The organism is Ruegeria sp. CDSA033 (genome assembly GCF_059612305.1).
This window is the reverse complement of sequence record NZ_JBXWQI010000007.1, coordinates 176,847-194,667: the sequence shown is the minus strand read 5'-3', so window position 1 is coordinate 194,667 and position 17,821 is coordinate 176,847. Positions and strand designations below refer to the sequence as shown.

Annotated in this window: 19 protein-coding genes; 2 read left to right on the top strand and 17 right to left on the bottom strand. The window is 57.9% G+C overall.

Going from position 1 to position 17,821, the window contains the following annotated elements; translation table 11 throughout:
- Positions 1-223: 223 nt before the first annotated feature.
- From AC2FLA_RS11925 to ybgC, 10 genes are all read right to left on the bottom strand, one after another.
- Positions 224-799, bottom strand: a complete 576-nt coding sequence (locus tag AC2FLA_RS11925; protein ID WP_496722406.1) for an MOSC domain-containing protein — start codon at positions 797-799, stop codon at positions 224-226.
- Between the two features lie 108 nt (positions 800-907).
- Positions 908-2,824, bottom strand: a complete 1,917-nt coding sequence (ftsH, locus tag AC2FLA_RS11920) for an ATP-dependent zinc metalloprotease FtsH (RefSeq protein ID WP_058279522.1) — start codon at positions 2,822-2,824, stop codon at positions 908-910.
- Between the two features lie 76 nt (positions 2,825-2,900).
- Entirely contained in the window at positions 2,901-4,154 is a 1,254-nt protein-coding gene (gene tilS / locus AC2FLA_RS11915; RefSeq protein ID WP_496722404.1) for a tRNA lysidine(34) synthetase TilS, read from the bottom strand.
- Positions 4,151-4,984 (bottom strand): tol-pal system protein YbgF, encoded by an 834-nt coding sequence (gene ybgF / locus AC2FLA_RS11910; protein WP_496722417.1) that lies wholly within the window; start codon positions 4,982-4,984, stop codon positions 4,151-4,153. The genes tilS and ybgF overlap by 4 nt, the downstream gene beginning before the upstream one ends.
- A gap of 4 nt (positions 4,985-4,988) precedes the next feature.
- Positions 4,989-5,492, bottom strand: coding sequence for a peptidoglycan-associated lipoprotein Pal (pal, locus tag AC2FLA_RS11905; RefSeq protein ID WP_496722402.1), 504 nt, complete (start codon positions 5,490-5,492; stop codon positions 4,989-4,991).
- Positions 5,493-5,581: 89 nt separating this feature from the next.
- The gene (gene tolB, locus AC2FLA_RS11900) at positions 5,582-6,901 is read right to left on the bottom strand and encodes a Tol-Pal system beta propeller repeat protein TolB (RefSeq protein ID WP_496722401.1); all 1,320 of its coding nucleotides are present in this window, start codon (positions 6,899-6,901) and stop codon (positions 5,582-5,584) included.
- The gene (gene tolA, locus AC2FLA_RS11895; protein ID WP_496722399.1) at positions 6,898-7,998 is read right to left on the bottom strand and encodes a cell envelope integrity protein TolA; all 1,101 of its coding nucleotides are present in this window, start codon (positions 7,996-7,998) and stop codon (positions 6,898-6,900) included. The genes tolB and tolA overlap by 4 nt, the downstream gene beginning before the upstream one ends.
- A 9-nt stretch (positions 7,999-8,007) precedes the next feature.
- Positions 8,008-8,484 (bottom strand): protein TolR, encoded by a 477-nt coding sequence (gene tolR, locus AC2FLA_RS11890; protein WP_109312607.1) that lies wholly within the window; start codon positions 8,482-8,484, stop codon positions 8,008-8,010.
- 1 nt (position 8,485) lies between these two features.
- On the bottom strand, positions 8,486-9,181 hold the full coding sequence (gene tolQ / locus AC2FLA_RS11885) for a protein TolQ (RefSeq protein ID WP_058273221.1): 696 nt from the start codon (positions 9,179-9,181) through the stop codon (positions 8,486-8,488).
- Positions 9,182-9,292: 111 nt separating this feature from the next.
- A complete protein-coding gene (gene ybgC, locus AC2FLA_RS11880) occupies positions 9,293-9,700 on the bottom strand; it encodes a tol-pal system-associated acyl-CoA thioesterase (protein WP_058273220.1) in 408 nt (135 codons plus the stop codon).
- A gap of 190 nt (positions 9,701-9,890) precedes the next feature.
- On the opposite strand from ybgC, the gene AC2FLA_RS11875 reads away from it, so the two are divergent.
- Positions 9,891-11,600, top strand: coding sequence for a SulP family inorganic anion transporter (locus tag AC2FLA_RS11875; RefSeq protein ID WP_496722396.1), 1,710 nt, complete (start codon positions 9,891-9,893; stop codon positions 11,598-11,600).
- 22 nt (positions 11,601-11,622) lie between these two features.
- Here AC2FLA_RS11875 and AC2FLA_RS11870 read toward each other — a convergent pair whose 3' ends face one another.
- The 4 genes from AC2FLA_RS11870 to ruvC all read right to left on the bottom strand — a co-directional run bounded on the left by AC2FLA_RS11870 (position 11,623) and on the right by ruvC (position 14,499).
- Positions 11,623-12,240: a hypothetical protein gene (locus AC2FLA_RS11870; protein WP_496699674.1), complete on the bottom strand. Its 618-nt coding sequence runs from the start codon at positions 12,238-12,240 to the stop codon at positions 11,623-11,625.
- 63 nt (positions 12,241-12,303) lie between these two features.
- Complete coding sequence (gene ruvB / locus AC2FLA_RS11865) at positions 12,304-13,323, bottom strand: Holliday junction branch migration DNA helicase RuvB (RefSeq protein ID WP_113791576.1); 1,020 nt, start codon at positions 13,321-13,323, stop codon at positions 12,304-12,306.
- A 4-nt stretch (positions 13,324-13,327) separates the two neighbouring features.
- Positions 13,328-14,005: a Holliday junction branch migration protein RuvA gene (gene ruvA, locus AC2FLA_RS11860; RefSeq protein ID WP_496722394.1), complete on the bottom strand. Its 678-nt coding sequence runs from the start codon at positions 14,003-14,005 to the stop codon at positions 13,328-13,330.
- A complete protein-coding gene (gene ruvC / locus AC2FLA_RS11855; RefSeq protein WP_058273216.1) occupies positions 14,002-14,499 on the bottom strand; it encodes a crossover junction endodeoxyribonuclease RuvC in 498 nt (165 codons plus the stop codon). The genes ruvA and ruvC overlap by 4 nt, the downstream gene beginning before the upstream one ends.
- 334 nt (positions 14,500-14,833) lie before the next feature.
- On the opposite strand from ruvC, the gene AC2FLA_RS11850 reads away from it, so the two are divergent.
- The gene (locus AC2FLA_RS11850; protein WP_108861009.1) at positions 14,834-15,046 is read left to right on the top strand and encodes a DUF1127 domain-containing protein; all 213 of its coding nucleotides are present in this window, start codon (positions 14,834-14,836) and stop codon (positions 15,044-15,046) included.
- A gap of 100 nt (positions 15,047-15,146) precedes the next feature.
- Here the strand turns inward: AC2FLA_RS11850 and AC2FLA_RS11845 are convergent, their stop codons facing one another.
- The 3 genes from AC2FLA_RS11845 to AC2FLA_RS11835 all read right to left on the bottom strand — a co-directional run bounded on the left by AC2FLA_RS11845 (position 15,147) and on the right by AC2FLA_RS11835 (position 17,766).
- Positions 15,147-15,491, bottom strand: a complete 345-nt coding sequence (locus AC2FLA_RS11845) for a hypothetical protein (protein WP_109312601.1) — start codon at positions 15,489-15,491, stop codon at positions 15,147-15,149.
- Positions 15,492-15,594: 103 nt separating this feature from the next.
- Entirely contained in the window at positions 15,595-16,467 is an 873-nt protein-coding gene (locus tag AC2FLA_RS11840) for a 50S ribosomal protein L11 methyltransferase (protein ID WP_496722393.1), read from the bottom strand.
- Positions 16,468-16,533: 66 nt separating this feature from the next.
- The gene (locus tag AC2FLA_RS11835) at positions 16,534-17,766 is read right to left on the bottom strand and encodes an MFS transporter (protein ID WP_496722391.1); all 1,233 of its coding nucleotides are present in this window, start codon (positions 17,764-17,766) and stop codon (positions 16,534-16,536) included.
- Positions 17,767-17,821: the final 55 nt, after the last annotated feature.

The window sequence follows — 17,821 nt, the reverse complement described above, 5'->3', positions numbered from 1 at the left end:
CCTGAATAGGCTTCTTCTGCGCCTCGCGCGCGATTTCAATGTCCGATTTATAGCTCATTGGGCAAAACCCCCGGTTGAATTCCCTGCAAACCGGCGCAGCTGGGCCGGTGCTGGTCAATCCATACCGTTGTGTACAATCCCGATGGATAGAGATTCCGACATATTCAAGCCATGAAACGGCGTAGCGTCATTTCACCGGTTTCAAATCGAAAACGCTTGACACTTAGGGCGCCCAAGCCCGCTGATCCGGCACGAACAGGCTCATCTGGTCCCCCAACCGCAGCTGTCCGGGTCGTTCCACCCACGCAGTCACACCCCTTCGGCCCTGTGCTGCGGGCTTGAAGGACGCCCCGTACCCGGGTTGATCGGCTTCGATCTCACGCCCGGGAATGACGCAGGGGCGGTTTTCCATATCCACGGTTATCGTGACACCGTCGCGGCCCTGCAAACGCGAGGATGGCGGAAGATGTGTAAAGTCCGGAATGCCGCGCAACAGGATGGTGACGCCCAGAAAAGACGGGTCCAGCCGATCCAGCCCCATCTCTTTAGCAGTGGCGTCCATTTCCTCGACGGATAGAACAGACAATTGGCGCACGTTGCGGATTTCAGTGCCTTGCGGATACAGATTCTTGACCCTGACACATGAGGCCCGGTTGAGACCCTCGTGCCGCTCGTCTTTGTCCCCTGAGAAATCCAGATCCAAAACATCGACCGCTTTGGCCCGGATTGAACCACCCGCGGGCACATGACCCAGCCAAACAACTTCACCCGTGAATTCTGTTTCTCGCAATACCGGCATTTGAAATCCCCTTCGGCTGCGGGCCGTCAAAATCGTACTAAAAGTCAGACCGGGCCAAATGAAAAGCTGAAAAGAAAAGACCCGGGACTTAGCCCGGGTCTGATTTCTTTATGCCGAAGGTTCCGGCTCCATCCCACCGTCGGGCGGGGTCTTTTTGACCTTTGTCTTGGGAATGGCCGTAACGCTGGGCGCGCTGCCCTCATCCGGCTTGTCACCCTCGTCATCACCATCGGTCGGCGATTCGCCATTCATGACGCGCTTGATCTCATCCCCGGTCAGAGTTTCGTATTCCAGCAAGCCTTGCGCCAGACGTTCCCACTCCTCGTTCTTGTCGGACAGGATCTTGTGCGCGCGCTCATAACCCTGCTGGATCAGGCGTTTCACCTCTTCCTCGATCAGCTCTTTGGTATGCGCTGAAACCGAGAAGCCAGCAGTGTTGCCCGAATAGCCATCATGCGCCTCGGCATAATCAATGTTGCCGACTTTGTCAGACATACCCCAGCGCATCACCATGGCACGCGCCAACTGGCTGGCCTGCATGATGTCACCGGCGGGACCGTTCGAGACGTGGTCTTCACCGTATTTGATCACCTCGGCGGCTTTGCCTGCCATGGTCATGGCCAGCTTTTGCTCACATTCGTCGCGGTGATAGTTCAGACGGTCCATTTCCGGCAGTGACACCACCATACCCAATGCGCCACCGCGCGGAATAATGGTCGCCTTGTAGACCGGATCGCACAGCGGCAGCGACAGACCAACGACCGCGTGACCAGATTCGTGATAGGCGGTCTTTTCCTTCTGGTCTTGCGTCAGCACCATCGAACGGCGCTCGGCCCCCATCATCACCTTGTCCTTGGCGTTCTCAAAGTCTTCCATGGTGACAAAGCGACGGCCAACGCGCGCCGCCATCAGTGCGGCCTCGTTCACGAGGTTCGCCAGATCAGCGCCCGAGAAACCCGGAGTACCACGCGCGATGATGCGCAGGTCGACATCGGGGCCCAGAGGTGTCTTGCGCGCGTGCACGCCCAGGATCTTCTCGCGGCCTTTGATGTCGGGATTGCCGACAGTCACGTTGCGGTCAAAACGACCGGGGCGCAGCAGCGCAGGGTCCAGAACGTCCTTACGGTTGGTGGCCGCCAGAATGATCACACCCTCATTGGCTTCGAACCCGTCCATCTCAACCAGCAACTGGTTGAGCGTTTGTTCGCGTTCGTCGTTCCCGCCGCCATATCCGGCACCACGATGGCGGCCGACGGCGTCGATTTCATCGATGAACACAATACAGGGCGCATTCTTTTTGGCCTGTTCGAACATGTCACGCACACGGGATGCACCAACACCCACGAACATCTCAACAAAGTCAGAACCTGAGATAGTGAAGAACGGAACACCCGCCTCACCCGCAATCGCACGGGCCAGCAGCGTTTTACCGGTGCCCGGAGGGCCAACCAGCAGCGCGCCTTTCGGGATCTTACCGCCAAGGCGGCTGAACTTCTGCGGGTTACGCAGGAACTCCACGATCTCTTCCAGCTCTTCCTTGGCCTCGTCGATGCCTGCGACATCGTCAAATGTCACACGGCCATGCTTTTCGGTCAGCATCTTGGCCTTGGACTTGCCAAAGCCCATCGCGCCGCCTTTTCCACCGCCTTGCATCCGGTTCATGAAATAGACCCAGACACCAATGAGGAGCAGGAACGGCAGCAGTGTGATCAGGAACGACTGGAAACCGGATTGCTGCTGTTTCTCGGCGCGAACGGGAATGTTCTCGTCGATCAGCAGTTTGGTCACCTCGGCATCGCCGGGTTTGATGGTGACATAGTTGGCACCGCTTTGCGTGGTATAGCGAATCTGTTCGCCATCCAGAGTCACATTCTTGACTTCGTCGGCTTGAACGGCCGTTACGAAATCAGAATAAGTTCTTTCATTGCTCTGAAGTGTCCCGCCTGGTCCGCTGAACAAATTGAACAGTGCAAGGATCAGCAAAAACAGAACGACCCAGAAGGCGATGTTACGAGCGTTGCCCAAGGAAAGTCTCCCAAAAGATTTCGGCAGATGGGGGTCTGCCGGGTTACTCTATAAAATAGAGATGATTCAAGGAGGTTCAATGCGATAAAAAAGAAGAATGAAACTCGGGCGTTCCGGGGGCCAATTCAGCCGTCCATCCGTTTAAGAACCCGGCAGTTGGCGCTGACACCAGTTCATCCGCAAGCCAAACAGCGGGTGAGGCCAACAAGCCCTGACGCGGTTTACCCAAGTCCCGCCAATCTGGAACCCTTGGCAGGCCCTGCTCGCCTAACGGGCGAATTTGCATACCAGCAGTCGAAGGTCCTGACAGAATCCAACGTTTGTCCCACAGCTCGCCGGGACGCGCGACTTCGCCCTGAACTGCGTTTAGCTCTCTGCAAACCCACGTTTTATTGACCTTTGGGACAAACAAACAGCCATTGATCGACGTACCGGTACCCTCTTCAACAGCCTTCACAGCCTGATCCACCGACGTTTGGCGTGGTGGATACCCCGCTCCGGCAATCCACGCGATGCAGCCGATCACAAGCCGACGCTGGATTTCCTTTGGCAAAGACTGAAAGGCGGCGCGATCCAAGCAAACATCACCGGTTTCCACGAGGGCGATCTTTCGGGCGGATTCCTGCGTAAAACGCTCCAATGCCTCACGCGCTTGTGCAAGGTTTTCTGCGACTCGGGTCAAAGAATTGGCCGTGATCCCCAAATCCTTGAGGTCAGGCAAGGCCTGCCGCGCCTTGATCCGGTCAAACCGAAAGTCCTGATTCGAGGGATCTTCGATCCAATCTACCCCTTTGTCCGACAGATATCCGCGCAACGCTTGCCTCGTGACACCCAGCATCGGCCGTAACATCGTCACGCCATCCAAAATCCGTTCAACTGGCATGCCCGATAGGCCCGTAACACCAGCTGCGCGGCCCAGTCGCATCAGAAAGGTTTCGGCCTGATCATCCGCGGTGTGGCCTAACGCAATCGCGTGGATGTCATTAACGCCGGCCCATTCGGTCAACAGCCGATAACGCGCCTGTCTGGCCTGATCCTGAAGGTTCCCCTGACCGGCCCACCCTGTCCATTTCAACGTTTGATGCGAGATACACAAACGCGCGGCAAGCTCGCTCACCCCCTGCGCCTCGTTCGCGGATTCGGGGCGCAAACCGTGGTCAACGGTTGCCGCAAACAGCTTAACCTGCTCGATTTGGGCAATATCGTTCATTAGCAAAAGCAGGGCGACTGAATCGCCCCCGCCAGAGACAGCCACACCCAGACGCGAAGGAAGGGTCTTGGGTAAACGCGCCCGAATCTCGGCGCGCAGTTCTTCAACGTTTTCGGTCAAGAACAGCCCAGGCTTGCCATTTCCTGTGTGGCATTAGTGGCCGAAGCCGAAGACGGGAAGCGCACGCCCACCTCTCCCAGAGTGATGCAAGCCTGATCGGTCTGACCCAGACGCCCCAGCGCCGAGCCCAACTCAAACAGCGCCTCGGGTGCGAATGCACCTTCGGAATCGCCGGTAAAGCTGGCCAGAAAAGCCCGCGCGGCCTCACGTGTGTCACCGATCCCAACAAGCGCCCGCCCTCGTTTCAGGTTGGCTTCGGGGGCCAGCGGACTGCCGGGATACGAGGTTTCGAATGTGGCGAATTGCTCCGCTGCGACCTGATAGTTGCCATCTGCCAGCGCCTGTGATGCGGCATCAAAGTCCGCGCGCTCACCCACTGCAAGTTCACCTTGCTCAGTCGGTGCCGGAGCCGTCGGGTTTGCTGGTGTTGCGGGAGCTGCAGCGGTGATTTCGGTTTCGCCACCCAGGGTAGAGGTCTCGCCAAGCGTGCTGAGATCGCCGCCTTCCAGTTCCACCAACCGGAATTCCAGATCGCCGATCCGATTGGTCCCGTCAGTGACGATGTTTTGCACACGCTGGTTCAACTGCTCGGTCTGGCGGGTCAGGCGCTGCAATTCAGCCTCAATGGCGTCAACACGTTCCAGAACGGAACTGCCAGCCAGATTTGGTGCCGGAGATCCGGTGGTTGAAAACTCGCGTTTGAGGCGCTGAACCTCGACGTGCAGCACCGTAAGCTCCTGACGGATATCCGCCAGGGTTTGCTGATCCTGTGCACCTGCCACGCCCGCAGTCGCCACGACCGCAGCCAGAACCCATCCTGCAATTCGCATCATCTTACCCCAAAGTTGAACCGGTCAGGACCGTCACCGAACGACGGTTTTTGGAATAGCATTCCTCGGTGCTGCAAATCTCGATCGGGCGTTCCTTGCCGAAACTGACGGTCGTCAATCGGTTGCCCGCAACCCCACGTGAAATCAGGTATTCACGCGCCGCATTCGCGCGACGCGCGCCCAGGGCCAGGTTATACTCGCGCGTACCCTGTTCGTCCGCGTGACCCTCGATCGTGGCGACGAAATCCGTATTGGCCAGTAGCCAGTCTGCCTGTCCCTGCAATATCGCCTGCGCCTGCCCGGTCAGGGTCGATTGATCGACCTCAAACAACACGCGGTCGCCAACAGTTTGCTGGAAATAGGCCGGTGACTGGGGGTCGCTGGGCGAACCCGGCAGGATCGAGCCGTTACCGCCCGCGCCACCGCCCAGTGCCGAAGGATCGTTGTTGGTACAGGCGGCCATTACACTTAGCACGCCCAATGCTATGACTTTGCTCAATACATTCATTTCAGGTGCCTCGTCGATTTATTGCTTTATTGCTGTCTCTGTTATCACAGTGCAGGAAATTTGTGAACTTTTCCAACCCCCTGCCCCGATCACTTCTGCAGTGGTCCCCAGGATGGATCGCTGCCACCATCCGGTGTACGCACCGGGCGCAGGTTCCGACCCGAGATATCCACCGAATACAGTGTCGCCCGACCGCTTGCGCCCTGCGATTCACGGGTGAACATGATGACACGCCCATTCGGCGACCATGTTGGCCCCTCATCCAGAAAAGACGAGGTCAGCAGGCGTTCCTCGCTGCCGTCCGTCCGCATGACGCCGATATGGAACCGACCCTTGTTCTGCTTGGTAAAGGCGATCAGGTCCCCACGCGGCGACCAGACAGGTGTGCCATAACGCCCCTGCTTAAAGCTGATGCGGGTCGCCTCTCCGCCATTTGAGGGCATGATGTACAGTTGAGGTGTGCCAGAGCGGTCGCTTTCAAACACGATCTGCGACCCATCCGGAGAATAGCTGGGCGCGGTCTCAATGGCAGGTGTGTTCGTCAGGCGCACGCTTTGGCCCGAGGCCAGATCCATTTTCCAAAGGTCCGTGTTGCCGCCCTGAATCAGCGAATAGACGATGGAGCGGCCATCCGGCGAAAAGCGCGGCGAAAAGCTCATGGTGCCGTCTTGTGTCTTCAATTCGGTCCGTTTGACGCGATCAACGTCCAAAACATAAATGCGCGGCTGACCGGTTTCATAGCTGGTGTACAAAAGCCGATCGCCTGACGGCGAAAAGCGTGGTGCCAGAACAATCGCGGCGCTGTCGGTCAGGTACTGAACGTTTGCGCCGTCATAATCCATAATTGCCAGACGCTTCAGACGCTGGTTCTTGGGGCCACTTTCGGACACAAACGCGACGCGGCTGTCAAAGTAACCGCTCTCGCCGGTCACTCGGGTATAAACCTGATCGGCCACTTTGTGTGCCATGCGCCGCCAGCCGTCTGTGGTGCCGGAAAACTGCAGACCATTGCCCAATTCCTGACCCGAGAATACGTCCCAAACGCGAAATCGCACAGTCAAGCGTTTGCCCGAGACATTGACAGCACCTGTCACCAAGGCCTCAGCGTTGATGGCCTTCCAATCGGCAAATTGCACAGGGGCTTCGAAACTGCTGACCCGGCTGATGAATGCATCTGAAGAAATTTCACGGAACAGCCCGGTTCCCGTCAGATCCGCCGCTACGACTCGCGATAAGTCGTTTGCGTATTGTGTGGCTGCTGGCCCGTCGGGCACGAAATTTGGCACCGCAAAAGGCAAGGGTTCGATAATCCCCTGATCCAGCTCAAGACGCAGGGGTCCGCTTTGCGAATACACCGGCGCTGCCAAAATTGTCAGGCCAAGCAAAAGGCTGGTCAGAAATCTCATCATTTGATCCGCATCCTCTCGGGATTGAATGTAATCTCAATATCTCGCCATTGATCGTATTTGTCAGTAGGCAGAACGTATCCTTTGGCCCCGCAGCGCAAAATCGCTCGCCGGGCAGCCTCGTAAGCTTGTCTTGCAGACGCGTCAGTACCGCCGGAACTGTCGATCATTTGCATTGTACCGCCGAGCACTTTGCCATCCGGTGTCAGTGAGAACCCGACCACAACGACTGTCTGCAGTGCATCCGTGGACAGAGAACCAACATTCCAGCACTTCGACACAGCCAGTCGCATGGCGTCCTTCTCACCCGCAGTCAGGGGCGGCCCGGACGGTTCGTTACTCTGCCCCAGCGCCTCGGCCAGTGCGTCGTTGATCGCGGTTTCATCACTTGGCGCGGGCTCTGGTTCGGTCGGTTCTTCGGTCTCAGCCACTTCGGGCTCTGCTGGCGGCGTTGGCCGGTTCGGTCGCACCAGCGGGCGCGGAGAGCTGCGCGGCGCATATTCCTTGGCTTCTTCCGCCTCGGTCACGATTTCATCCGTGGCCTCTTCCGGTGCCGTTTGATCCTGCTGTTCTTGCTGAGTTTCAGCTCCCTCGTCCAGCGATACAGCCGGGGATTCAATATCATCTGGCGCGGCCTCGGGCGGCGGCGGTGGGACAGGTTCAGGCGCTACTTTATCCGCAGGCCGCGGCTGTGCCTCGGGTCCCGGCGGGGTGGGCAAAACGACGGCCTCGGGTTCTGGGGGTGCCAGCTCCGGGGGCTGTTCGATCACGACCGGTTCAGGAGGAGGGGCCAGCGGTTCCGGTTCCAGCTCTGGCTCTGGTTCATTTGGCTCTGACACTTCAGGCGTCGGAGGTTCCTGCTCCACCGGTTCAGGGGTGGGGATTTCCTCTTCGGGCGCATCGGGCTGTTGCAGGGCAGTTGGCGTAGGGAGCTCAGGCGCCTCACTCTGGGCCGTCATTGCCGCGAACTGTTCAGCCGAGATCACCGAGATATCCTGAACAGGCATAGGCAAAGGTTCGGACCGAAAGGTGCCGCCAAACAGAGCCCACGAAATCAAACTGACATGGGCAATTGCCGAGATCTTGGTGCCGGTATCCACCGCGCGGCCTCACTCTCCACCATCGTCCAGCGCGGGGCCGCCGGTGTCGGTCACCAGCCCCACATTGGAAAACCCACCTGCATTCAGCGCACCCATAACCTGCATCACCTGCGCGTATGGGATTGCACCATCCGCCCGCAGGAACACCCTGTCGCTGCTGCGTTCTGCCGCAATGGCACGCAGCTTGCCAATCAACTCTTCGCGGGCAACATCGGTGGTTTGAATCTGAACGCGCCCTTCTGCAGTCATCGTGACTGTCAGCGGTTCTTCGTTATCGCCCGGCAATGCGCTTGCCGCCGTCTTGGGCAGGTCCACCGGCACGCCAACGGTTAGCAGCGGTGCCGCCACCATAAAGATAATCAGCAACACCAACATAACGTCTACAAAAGGCGTCACGTTGATCTCGGCCATCGGCTGCGCCCGCCCGCGACGACGGCCGCGTCTGCGTCCGTTCCCGCCTCCGTTCTGCTGAACCGCCGCGCCCATCTTAGCTGTCCAACTGACGCGACAGGATGGTGGCGAACTCGTCGGCAAAAGCCTCGTAGCCACCCACAATTCGGTCACTGTCTGAACTGAGCTTGTTGTAGAAAATCACCGCCGGGATCGCAGCCAGCAAGCCAAGGCCCGTGGCCAAAAGCGCCTCGGCAATGCCGGGTGCCACAACGGCCAGGTTGGTGTTTTGCTGCTCGGCAATCTCAATAAACGCGTTCATGATGCCCCAAACGGTCCCGAACAGGCCAATGAACGGCGCGGTCGAGCCGACCGTCGCCAAAATGGGCAAACCTTTTTGCAATGTCTCGGACTCTTTGGCGATTGCCACGTCCATCGAGCGGTCAATCCGCGCGGTGGCCCCGGCGATCAGCCCGCCATCCGTTCGGTGCGACCTGCGCCATTCGATCATGCCAGCGGCGAAAATCTTCTCGGAACTACCGTCGGGCTGCGATCCGATATGTTCGAACAGCTCATCCAACGGGTTGCCGGACCAGAAGGCCTCGTCAAACACCTGCGCCTCGCGACGGGCCGCGCGATAGTTGATCAATTTCTGAATGATAATCGCCCAAGACCAGATGGATGCAGCGATCAGCATCAACATCACCAGTTTGACGACAAAGGTCGCGCGGGCATACAGCCCCCACATGGAGAAATCGATCTCCTGCGCCAGCGCCAGCGTTTCAGCTTCCATGAACCTGCTCTTTGTTTTTTGCCTGACGGCCGTTCGTTTGGCCTTGTTTTTCCAAACGCTATCGCAGTTGGTTATGAAAAGCCAACATAACCACCCCAGACCGACAAAATGTTACATCAATGCGCGAATCTCTGCCGGAAGGCGGACCGGCTTGCCCTGCGCGTTCATGCAAACAGCAGTCACCGAGGCGCGGAATATCTCGGTCTCCCCCCTCTTGACCAACTGGCCCATGGTCAGCCGCACACCAGAGATTGACGACAGCCAAGTTTCAACGATCAGCTCATCATCGAACTTCGCGGGCGCGACGTAATCCGCCTCGATCCGGCGCACGACCCAGACGATCCCGCCATCGCGCATCGCGTTCTGATCATTGCCCAGACGGCGCACATAGTCAGATCGCGCGCGTTCGATAAACTTGAGGTAATTCGCGTGGTATACGACCCCGCCCATATCGGTGTCTTCATAGTAGACCCGGATCGGAAAGATATGCTTGTGGGGCGCATCAGCTTCATTGGCCATGATATCAGGTCCGGTCTCTCAAATATGTAACGCGCGGGGCAAGTCCTGCTCTGAAACAGATGCATGGTTGTCGCGGTTCCTGCAATCCCTTGTGGGGACAAAGTTCCCGCTTTCCCAAGTCCGCTATCGAAATTCGACAATTTGCCCTCTAGGCTTTCATACATACCAGGAGAATCCGACAGGAGTTTCAATGGCTAAGAGGCAAAAAGAAGAGAGGATGTTCTTTCTTCCTCCTATCCTTCAGGGCATCTTGCCGTTCAACCGCGCGACCCTGCCTGCCGAGATATTGGCAGGCCTGACCTTTGCCTGCCTCGCGATCCCCGAGGTCATGGGCTACACCAAAATCGCTGGCACGCCGGTCGTGACGGGGTTGTACACCATCCTCATCCCAATGGCGCTTTTCGCGCTGTTCGGTTCGTCCCGCCATCTTGTGGTGGGTGCGGATTCTGCCACGGCGGCGATTACGGCCTCGGCCCTGGCTGGCATGGCAGTGTCGGGTTCGTCCGAGTATCTGGCGTTGGCGTCCCTGTTGGCGCTGATGGCCGCAGTTTTGTTGATCGCCGCACGCCTCATCGGCTTGGGGTTTCTGGCTGATTTCCTGTCCCGAACAGTTCTTGTCGGGTTCTTGACAGGCGTGGGCATTCAAGTCGCGACCGGAGAAATCCCCGGCCTGTTAGGGATCGAAAGCGGCGGTCACGGAACCATCGCCAAGCTTCAGGCAACCATTCAGAACATCGACCAGACAAGCTGGCCCACATTGGCGGTGGCGGCGGCAGTGCTGCTGATCGTCGTCGGGTGCCGACAGCTGTCACCGAAACTACCCGGTCCGCTATTCGCCATACTTGGGGTAATCCTATGCAGCTGGGCGTTCCAATTCGCCGCATCCGGCATCGCGGTGCTGGGCTCGGTTCCCAGCGGTTTGCCTGCGCTCTCTGTCCCGAACGTGGATTGGAGCTGGACCCTGTTCAAACAATTGCTGCCAACCGCGCTGTCCATCTTCGTTGTGATCCTGGCCCAAAGCGCCGCAACTTCGCGGGCCTATGCGGCGCGCTACGAAGAGAAGTTCAGCGAGAACACAGACCTTGTCGGGCTGGGTCTGGCCAATCTTGGGGCGGCATTTACGGGCACATTCGTTGTAAATGGCAGCCCGACAAAAACCGAGATGGTGGCCAGCGCCGGTGGTCGCAGTCAGGTGGCACAACTGACGACCGTCTTGATCGTCTTGGTGGTCATCCTCTTCCTGACGGGCCCACTGGCCTACTTGCCCAATGCGGCGCTGTCTGCCGTCGTGTTTCTGATCGGTGTGAAACTGATCGACCTGAAAGGCCTGATTGCAATCTACCAGCAAGCCCGGTCCGAATTCTGGATTGCTGTCGCCACGGCTGCAGTTGTCGTTATCGTTGGGGTCGAACAAGGCATCATCTTTGCGATGGTGCTGTCATTGATCGACCATACCCGCCGCGGGTACCGCCCCAAAAATTCAGTGATTGTCAAAACCAAAGACGGTGGTTGGCATTCGAAACCCATTCCTGCACCGAACCAATTCGAACCCGGGCTTGTAATCTATCGCTTCTCTCACAGCCTGTATTACGCGAATGCACAGCGGCTTTCGGATGAGATTGCGACAATCACCCGTGATTCAGATAACAAAGTACGTTGGTTCTGTATCGAGGCTTCGGCCATTGATGACGTGGATTTCACGGCAGGCTATACGCTGCGCAATGTTCTAAAAATCCTGCAGGCAAAGAACATCAAGATGGTTTTCCTACTGGTCGACCCCCACGTGCGGTCAGAGCTGGACAGATACGGGGTTACGGATTTGGTGGGTAGTGATGCCTTTTACGACGCGGGAAGCGACCTATTGACTGCCTTTCAACACCGAAACGACTCCAAATCGTAGATAGCCTCTATCGGTGCTAAGACTACGCCTGCAACCGCGCGAACAGTCGCAAAGCGTGCGCCGGATCCTGCGAAGCTCCCGGCAATACCGGATCGTATGCTGCGCGGATCAACCCGGCGATGTCCGGGCGCAGGATCGTCGCCTCGCCCGCGACCGCGAGCGGCGACTGCGTTCGAAACGCAGTGTCCGACCACAGCAAAATGGTCTGCACTACCTGACTAAGTGCCAGTGTCTCGGCCGGAACCTTGGACAGCTCTTCGTCCATTCGCAGGAAAACAAACGCGGCCCGGATCGCACCGTCTTCCTCAAAGCGGAACACCCGGTATTGATTTGCATCCGCCGCGATCAGTCGGTCGACTAACGGCGCAAGATCGGGAACCAGCCGATCCAGATCGGGAACTTCCAGCAGTTCCTTCCAGTCGCGGAAAAAGAAAACCATGCAGTTCGCACCAAGTTCCGGATCCGTTTCAGCCATCTTATGATCGGCCAAGCTGACCACGGCCTCGAATGCGCCCTTGACGGTGTTCAGGGTTTCATCCTCGACCCCAAAGACGATGGGCACGATGGGCCGACCCCAACGCGCGAACAGAAACTCACCGCTTTCACGGGTGAACAACGACTGAATGTCTTCGGGGGTCACGCCCAATCCTTCATCTTTTCGAAAGTACTCTTGCCGAAGGCATAAAATCTAAAGGCCTCAGCTTCAACCAAACAGATCGTTTTGCCCCTTGGGGGCCGCCATACCCAGATGAGTCCAAGCCTTCTGGGCCAACATCCGCCCCCGCGGCGTGCGCTGGATCAGGCCTTGCTGCAACAAATAGGGCTCGATCACTTCCTCCAGCGAATCGCGACTTTCCGACAACGCAGCCGACAGGGTCTCAATCCCGACCGGACCACCGGCATAGTTCTCAGCGATCAGCTTGAGGTATCGCCGGTCGGCACCATCCAAGCCCAGATTATCCACACCCAACCGCGTCAGCGCGCCGTCCGCCAGATCAAGGGTGATACGTCCATCGCCCTCGACGATGGCAAAATCCACCACCCGTCGCAGCAATCGCCCTGCGATCCGCGGGGTCCCGCGCGATCGGCGCGCAATCTCTCTGGCACCTGCATCATCAGCAGGCGCGCCCAGTTTGCGGGCATTGCGCGTAACGATCTCGTGCAACTCGTCCACCGTGTAGAACTGCAACCGCGTTGGAATCCCAAATCGGTCACGCAAAGGTGTCGTCAGCAGGCCCATTCGCGTGGTCGCACCAACCAGGGTAAACGGCTGCAATTCGATCCGCACCGTCCGAGCCGCCGGACCTTCGCCGATCACCAGGTCCAGCTCAAAATCCTCCATCGCTGGATACAGCACCTCTTCGACAGCCGGGTTCAGGCGGTGGATTTCGTCGATGAACAACACATCACGGGATTCCAGATTGGTCAGAATTGCCGCCAGATCACCCGCCTTGGCCAGAACCGGCCCTGAGGTCATGCGGAAATTCACCCCCAACTCGCGCGCCATGATCTGTGCCAGCGTCGTTTTGCCCAGACCCGGAGGGCCGTGAAACAGCGTGTGATCCATCGCCTCGCTCCGCATACGCGCGGATTGGATGAAGATGCGCAGATTAGCCCGCGCCTCGGCCTGACCGATGAATTCGTCCAGCCCCTGCGGACGCAAGGCGCGGTCGTTATCCTCGGGCAAGGGCTCGGGGCGCAATGTGGGATCGGCGTCTACCATTCAGTTACCCTTTCGGAGCCAGCAACTTGAGCGCCGCCCGGATCAATTCAGCCTCGCCTGCATCCGGCAGGCTGGCGGCCGCTTCGGCCACGGCCGAGGCCGCCTCGGATGGTCCGTACCCTAAATTGCTAAGGGCTGACAGTGCCCCCGCCGAAGCTGCGGCAGACCCCGAGGCAGGTTTGGTCGCCCGCTTGGTCGCAGGTGCCGGTTCAGACAGCTCTACGACTTCCAATCCCGGGCCGTCCATCGCTTCGGTCACGGTCCCGCCCATCGCCATCACACCCGGCGCCTTGTCTTTTAGATCCAGCACGATCCGCTGTGCCGTCTTTGGGCCCACGCCTTTCGCCGCTTTGACGGCACCCCAATCCCCAAGTGCAATGGCCCGGCTGACCCCATCCGGACCCAGTGCGGACAGAATGGCGAGCGAGACCTTGGCCCCAACGCCCTGAACCGAACACAGCAGGCGATGCCATTCCTTTTCGACCAGGGACAAAAACCCAAAAAGCTGCATCAGGTCCTCGCGCACCACCATATCGGTATAGATCGAGACAGCCTCGCCAACACCCGGCAGCGCGGCCATGGTCCGGTCCGAGCAGTAAACGAGGTATCCGACCCCACGCACGTCGATCAACACGTGATCCGCTGCGCGATAGTCCAATCGTCCGGTCAGTTTTCCGATCATGCCCGCACCTCTTTCACGCGCGCCTGAGGCGCTGCGCCGTAATATGAATGACAGATGGCAATCGCCAGCGCATCCGCCGCATCCGCCCCCTTGGGTTTACAGCCCGGCAGTTGTAATTTGACCATATGAAGAACCTGCTCTTTCTCGGCATGCCCAACTCCCACAACCGTTTTCTTGACCCGGTTGGGCGCGTATTCACCCACGGGCAGCCCTGCTTGCGCCAGCGTCAACAACGCCACACCGCGCGCCTGGCCCAGCTTCAGCGTACCAGCACCATCCTTGTTGACGAAGGTCTGTTCGATGGCCGCCTGATCGGGTTGATGTTCTGCAATGACTTCGACGATCTGATTGTACAACGACAGCAAACGCTCGCCCAAATCGTCCCCATCAGACTTGCACAGCCCGTTGGCGACGTGGCTCAGGCGGCTGCCATGCGATTCGATGACGCCCCATCCCAGGGTCCTAAGCCCCGGATCAATGCCCAAAATTCGCATGTTTCGCCTCGGCCTGCTCGAGTTTTTGTGATCTTTTTTACGGATTAGCACGAAGCGTGAACATTTTCCAAGCGAATTGACAGAGAGCACAAAAACGACAGACCTGTTTCACAGGCGACAAAACGGCCAGTTTGCGACAGTCAAAAGCCTGAAATCGACACGTTTCATGAAGCAAAAATGGCCAATAAATTAAGGGGTTCTAATGAATCTTGAGCTCTGCAAAAAACGCATAGGACAGTTGCAATTTCCGCACTTGCACAGCCGATTTGGCAGCACTAGATGCCGCTCAGATCGAACGATCAAAACGTAAACTTAAACCAGAAGGAAACAGGATATGGCTGCACTGGACACCACCCGCACCACCACCGGCTCATTCGGCCTCGTCGGCCGTATCGGCGCATATTTCGCATCGGTCGTAAATGCCGTTGTCGAATGGAATGACGCCCGCGTGACTCGTAACACGCTGAGCGGTCTGACAGATCGCGAGCTGGAAGATATCGGACTGTGCCGTGGCGATATTGACGTCGTGGCCGAAGGTCGTCGTTAAGATTTAACACACCCACTCATATGCCCCTTCCCTCCCTCAGGGGCAAAGCAGAACGCCGCGCATGCAGAATGCGCGGCGTTTCTGATTCATTCGCCTGATGTCAGGGCAGCAGCCGTGCCAGCTGTTCCGAAAGCATCAGCGATACCGGGTCGATTTGCATCACCCAAGCACCGGCTTGTTCGACCGAGGTGCCCTCGTTCAATGCGTCAACCCTGTATTGATAGCCCGAAGGCCCAAGGCTGGTGAGCAAGAACGTCTTGAATGCAAACAACCCAAGCAGACACATCAGAAGAACCTTCAGGGGTAAAGCTGACTTTACCCTCTGCGGTTTCATCACAACCAACCCGTCCTTGCGCATCGTCGCGCGATAGCCACGGCTTAGTTTTGCGTGTTTCTTGCTCAGGCGATTCACGCGCTGATCAAATTCTAGTTGTTTTCCCGTCATGGCAGCCTCCAAAACCGCCCCCCGATTCCACGTTAAGACGGTAGAAACAGAATGCGACAAAATCGAGGCAAAACTCCAGAAAGCTCCAGCAAATGGCCCAAATTTAGCCCTGTTTGCTTAATATTAGCGTCGTCCACTCACCAATTTGGTCATTTTTCTCTAAATTGAATCCGTTTTGTAGATAAACGGAAACCACATCATCGGCTTGTTCGTTAAGGATTCCGGACAAAATTGCATACCCACCGACGCGCAGATTCGCTGCGATTTCGGGGGCCAGAGCAACCAGTGGCCCTTTAAGGATATTTGCGAAAATCAGATCGTAGGGTGCGATCGCGCCCAGATCGGGATGGTCAAAGCCCGCCGCTTCCACGCAACGGACCTTGCCTGCCATTCCATTGGCCTTCAGGTTGGCTTCGGCGACATCAACGGCCACTTCGTCGATATCGCTGGCGATGATCTCACCTTCCCAGACCCGCGCGGCCGCCATGGCCAGCACGGCAGTGCCGCAACCGATATCGGCCACTTTGGTCGCCGTGAACCCTTGGCTCAGAAGATGGTCCAGTGCCTTCAGGCACCCCAAAGTGGTCCCGTGGTGGCCAGTGCCAAAGGCCATTGCGGCCTCGATCAGTAGCGGGATACGTCCCTCGGGCAGTTTGTCAGCGTCGTGGCTGCCATAGACAAAGAACCGTCCAGCATCGACTGGTGCCAGTTCCCGGCGCACATGGGCCACCCAATCCGTATCGGGCAATTCTGACACAACAAACGGCTTGGCCTCAAACGCGGCGGCCAGAACAGCCAGAGCGGTTTCGTCCGGAGTTTCGGTGAAATACCCACCAACTTCCCAAAGGCCCGAACCATCCTCGACCTCGAATACACCAACGCCGGTTGGTTCCGGATCCAGACGCTCCATCGCTTCGCCCAGCCCTTCGGCAGCTTTTTTACCGGTCAGTGTAGTCAGCGCAGTGAATGTGGGCATGAGGGCCTCCTGTATCGATTGTCACAGCGCCTATGGCGATGGCCCGCCAAGGTCAAGCATTGGCGCTTATTCGGCAGGTGCCGGCGCGTATTTCGACAAGATCGTTTCATTTCCCGGTTCCGGGTGGCGCGGGATCAGCAAAGACAAACCCAGCGAGATCATCGCCATCGCAGCGGCCAGTGCAAAGACTGCACCGGGCGAGATGACCCACAGCAGACCCAGAAGCGCGGGAAGGAACACAGCAGCGATATGATTGATCGTGAACGCCACAGCCGCCGTCGGTGCAATGTCCGCAGGATCGGCGATTTTCTGGAAGTAGGTTTTCAACGCAAGCGCCAATGCGAACAGAACATGGTCGATCACATAAAGGGTTGCAGCCAGTACCACGCCCCAACCAAACCAGTAGATACCGCCATAGGCCGCAAAAACGATCGCCAAGCCGGTGTATTCGAAAATCAGTGTGCGGCGTTCACCGAACATCGATACAGCCTTACCCAGCATCGGAGCCGCCGCCATGTTGATCACCAGATTGATCAGATAGAGGCTGGTCAGCTCGTGTACTTCAAACCCAAACTTCTCGACCATCATGAAGCCCGCGAAGACAACAAAGATCTGCCGCCGCGCGCCGGCCATGAACTGTAGTGCGTAATACAGCCAGTAGCGACGACGCAGGATCAGTTTTTTGGTCTGTGGAGTTGGCGAGTCGAACTGCGGAAAGGCGAACAGACAGAACAGCGCCAGCAGGGCGGTCACACCACCAGCGGCCATGAATACAATGTTGTAGGACAGATCAAACCGGTCCCAGGTCAGAACGATCAGGCCATAGACTACTGCCGTCGCGGCTGACCCCATGGCAACAAGCCAGCCCAATACCTGTGGCGCGCGGTCCTTGGGCAGCCATTGCAACTGCAGCGACTGATTTACTGTTTCGTAATAGTGAAACCCGATCGAACTGAAGAGGGTGACAAACAGCAACCCACCAAGGCTGGGAAACCATGCTGTCATAGCAGTTGCCACGCCCAGCATCATCAGCGAGATCATGGCCAGTACCTGCTCGCGCACGAAAATGATCACCGCGATTACGCCAACAGCAAGAAATCCGGGGATCTCCCGCACAGTGTGCAATAACCCAATGTCGGCCCCGTCAAAATTAGCCACCTCAATGACGAAGTTGTTCAGCAGTGCGCTCCATGCATTGAAGGCAATCGGCATCGTCAGCGCCATGACGAACAAGAGCGTCACAGGGCGGCGCCAGAACGGAAGGCTCTGCGCCTCGGACAGGGGCATCGGTTTCAACATGGGACTCCTCTACGCCCATTTTCAGATTTTGGCGAGGGCGAAGCAGCGGGCGCAC

Coding starts and splice junctions, on each gene's coding strand:
- ruvC (WP_058273216.1), bottom strand. CDS start 14,499: ATGCGAATTTTGGGCATTGATCCGGGGCTTAGGACCCTGGGATGGGGC.
- AC2FLA_RS11840 (WP_496722393.1), bottom strand. CDS start 16,467: ATGCCCACATTCACTGCGCTGACTACACTGACCGGTAAAAAAGCTGCC.
- AC2FLA_RS11925 (WP_496722406.1), bottom strand. CDS start 799: ATGCCGGTATTGCGAGAAACAGAATTCACGGGTGAAGTTGTTTGGCTG.
- tolQ (WP_058273221.1), bottom strand. CDS start 9,181: ATGGAAGCTGAAACGCTGGCGCTGGCGCAGGAGATCGATTTCTCCATG.
- tolB (WP_496722401.1), bottom strand. CDS start 6,901: ATGATGAGATTTCTGACCAGCCTTTTGCTTGGCCTGACAATTTTGGCA.
- ybgC (WP_058273220.1), bottom strand. CDS start 9,700: ATGGCCAATGAAGCTGATGCGCCCCACAAGCATATCTTTCCGATCCGG.
- AC2FLA_RS11850 (WP_108861009.1), top strand. CDS start 14,834: ATGGCTGCACTGGACACCACCCGCACCACCACCGGCTCATTCGGCCTC.
- tolR (WP_109312607.1), bottom strand. CDS start 8,484: ATGGGCGCGGCGGTTCAGCAGAACGGAGGCGGGAACGGACGCAGACGC.
- AC2FLA_RS11845 (WP_109312601.1), bottom strand. CDS start 15,491: ATGACGGGAAAACAACTAGAATTTGATCAGCGCGTGAATCGCCTGAGC.
- AC2FLA_RS11875 (WP_496722396.1), top strand. CDS start 9,891: ATGGCTAAGAGGCAAAAAGAAGAGAGGATGTTCTTTCTTCCTCCTATC.
- AC2FLA_RS11835 (WP_496722391.1), bottom strand. CDS start 17,766: ATGTTGAAACCGATGCCCCTGTCCGAGGCGCAGAGCCTTCCGTTCTGG.
- pal (WP_496722402.1), bottom strand. CDS start 5,492: ATGAATGTATTGAGCAAAGTCATAGCATTGGGCGTGCTAAGTGTAATG.
- ybgF (WP_496722417.1), bottom strand. CDS start 4,984: ATGCGAATTGCAGGATGGGTTCTGGCTGCGGTCGTGGCGACTGCGGGC.
- ruvB (WP_113791576.1), bottom strand. CDS start 13,323: ATGGTAGACGCCGATCCCACATTGCGCCCCGAGCCCTTGCCCGAGGAT.
- ruvA (WP_496722394.1), bottom strand. CDS start 14,005: ATGATCGGAAAACTGACCGGACGATTGGACTATCGCGCAGCGGATCAC.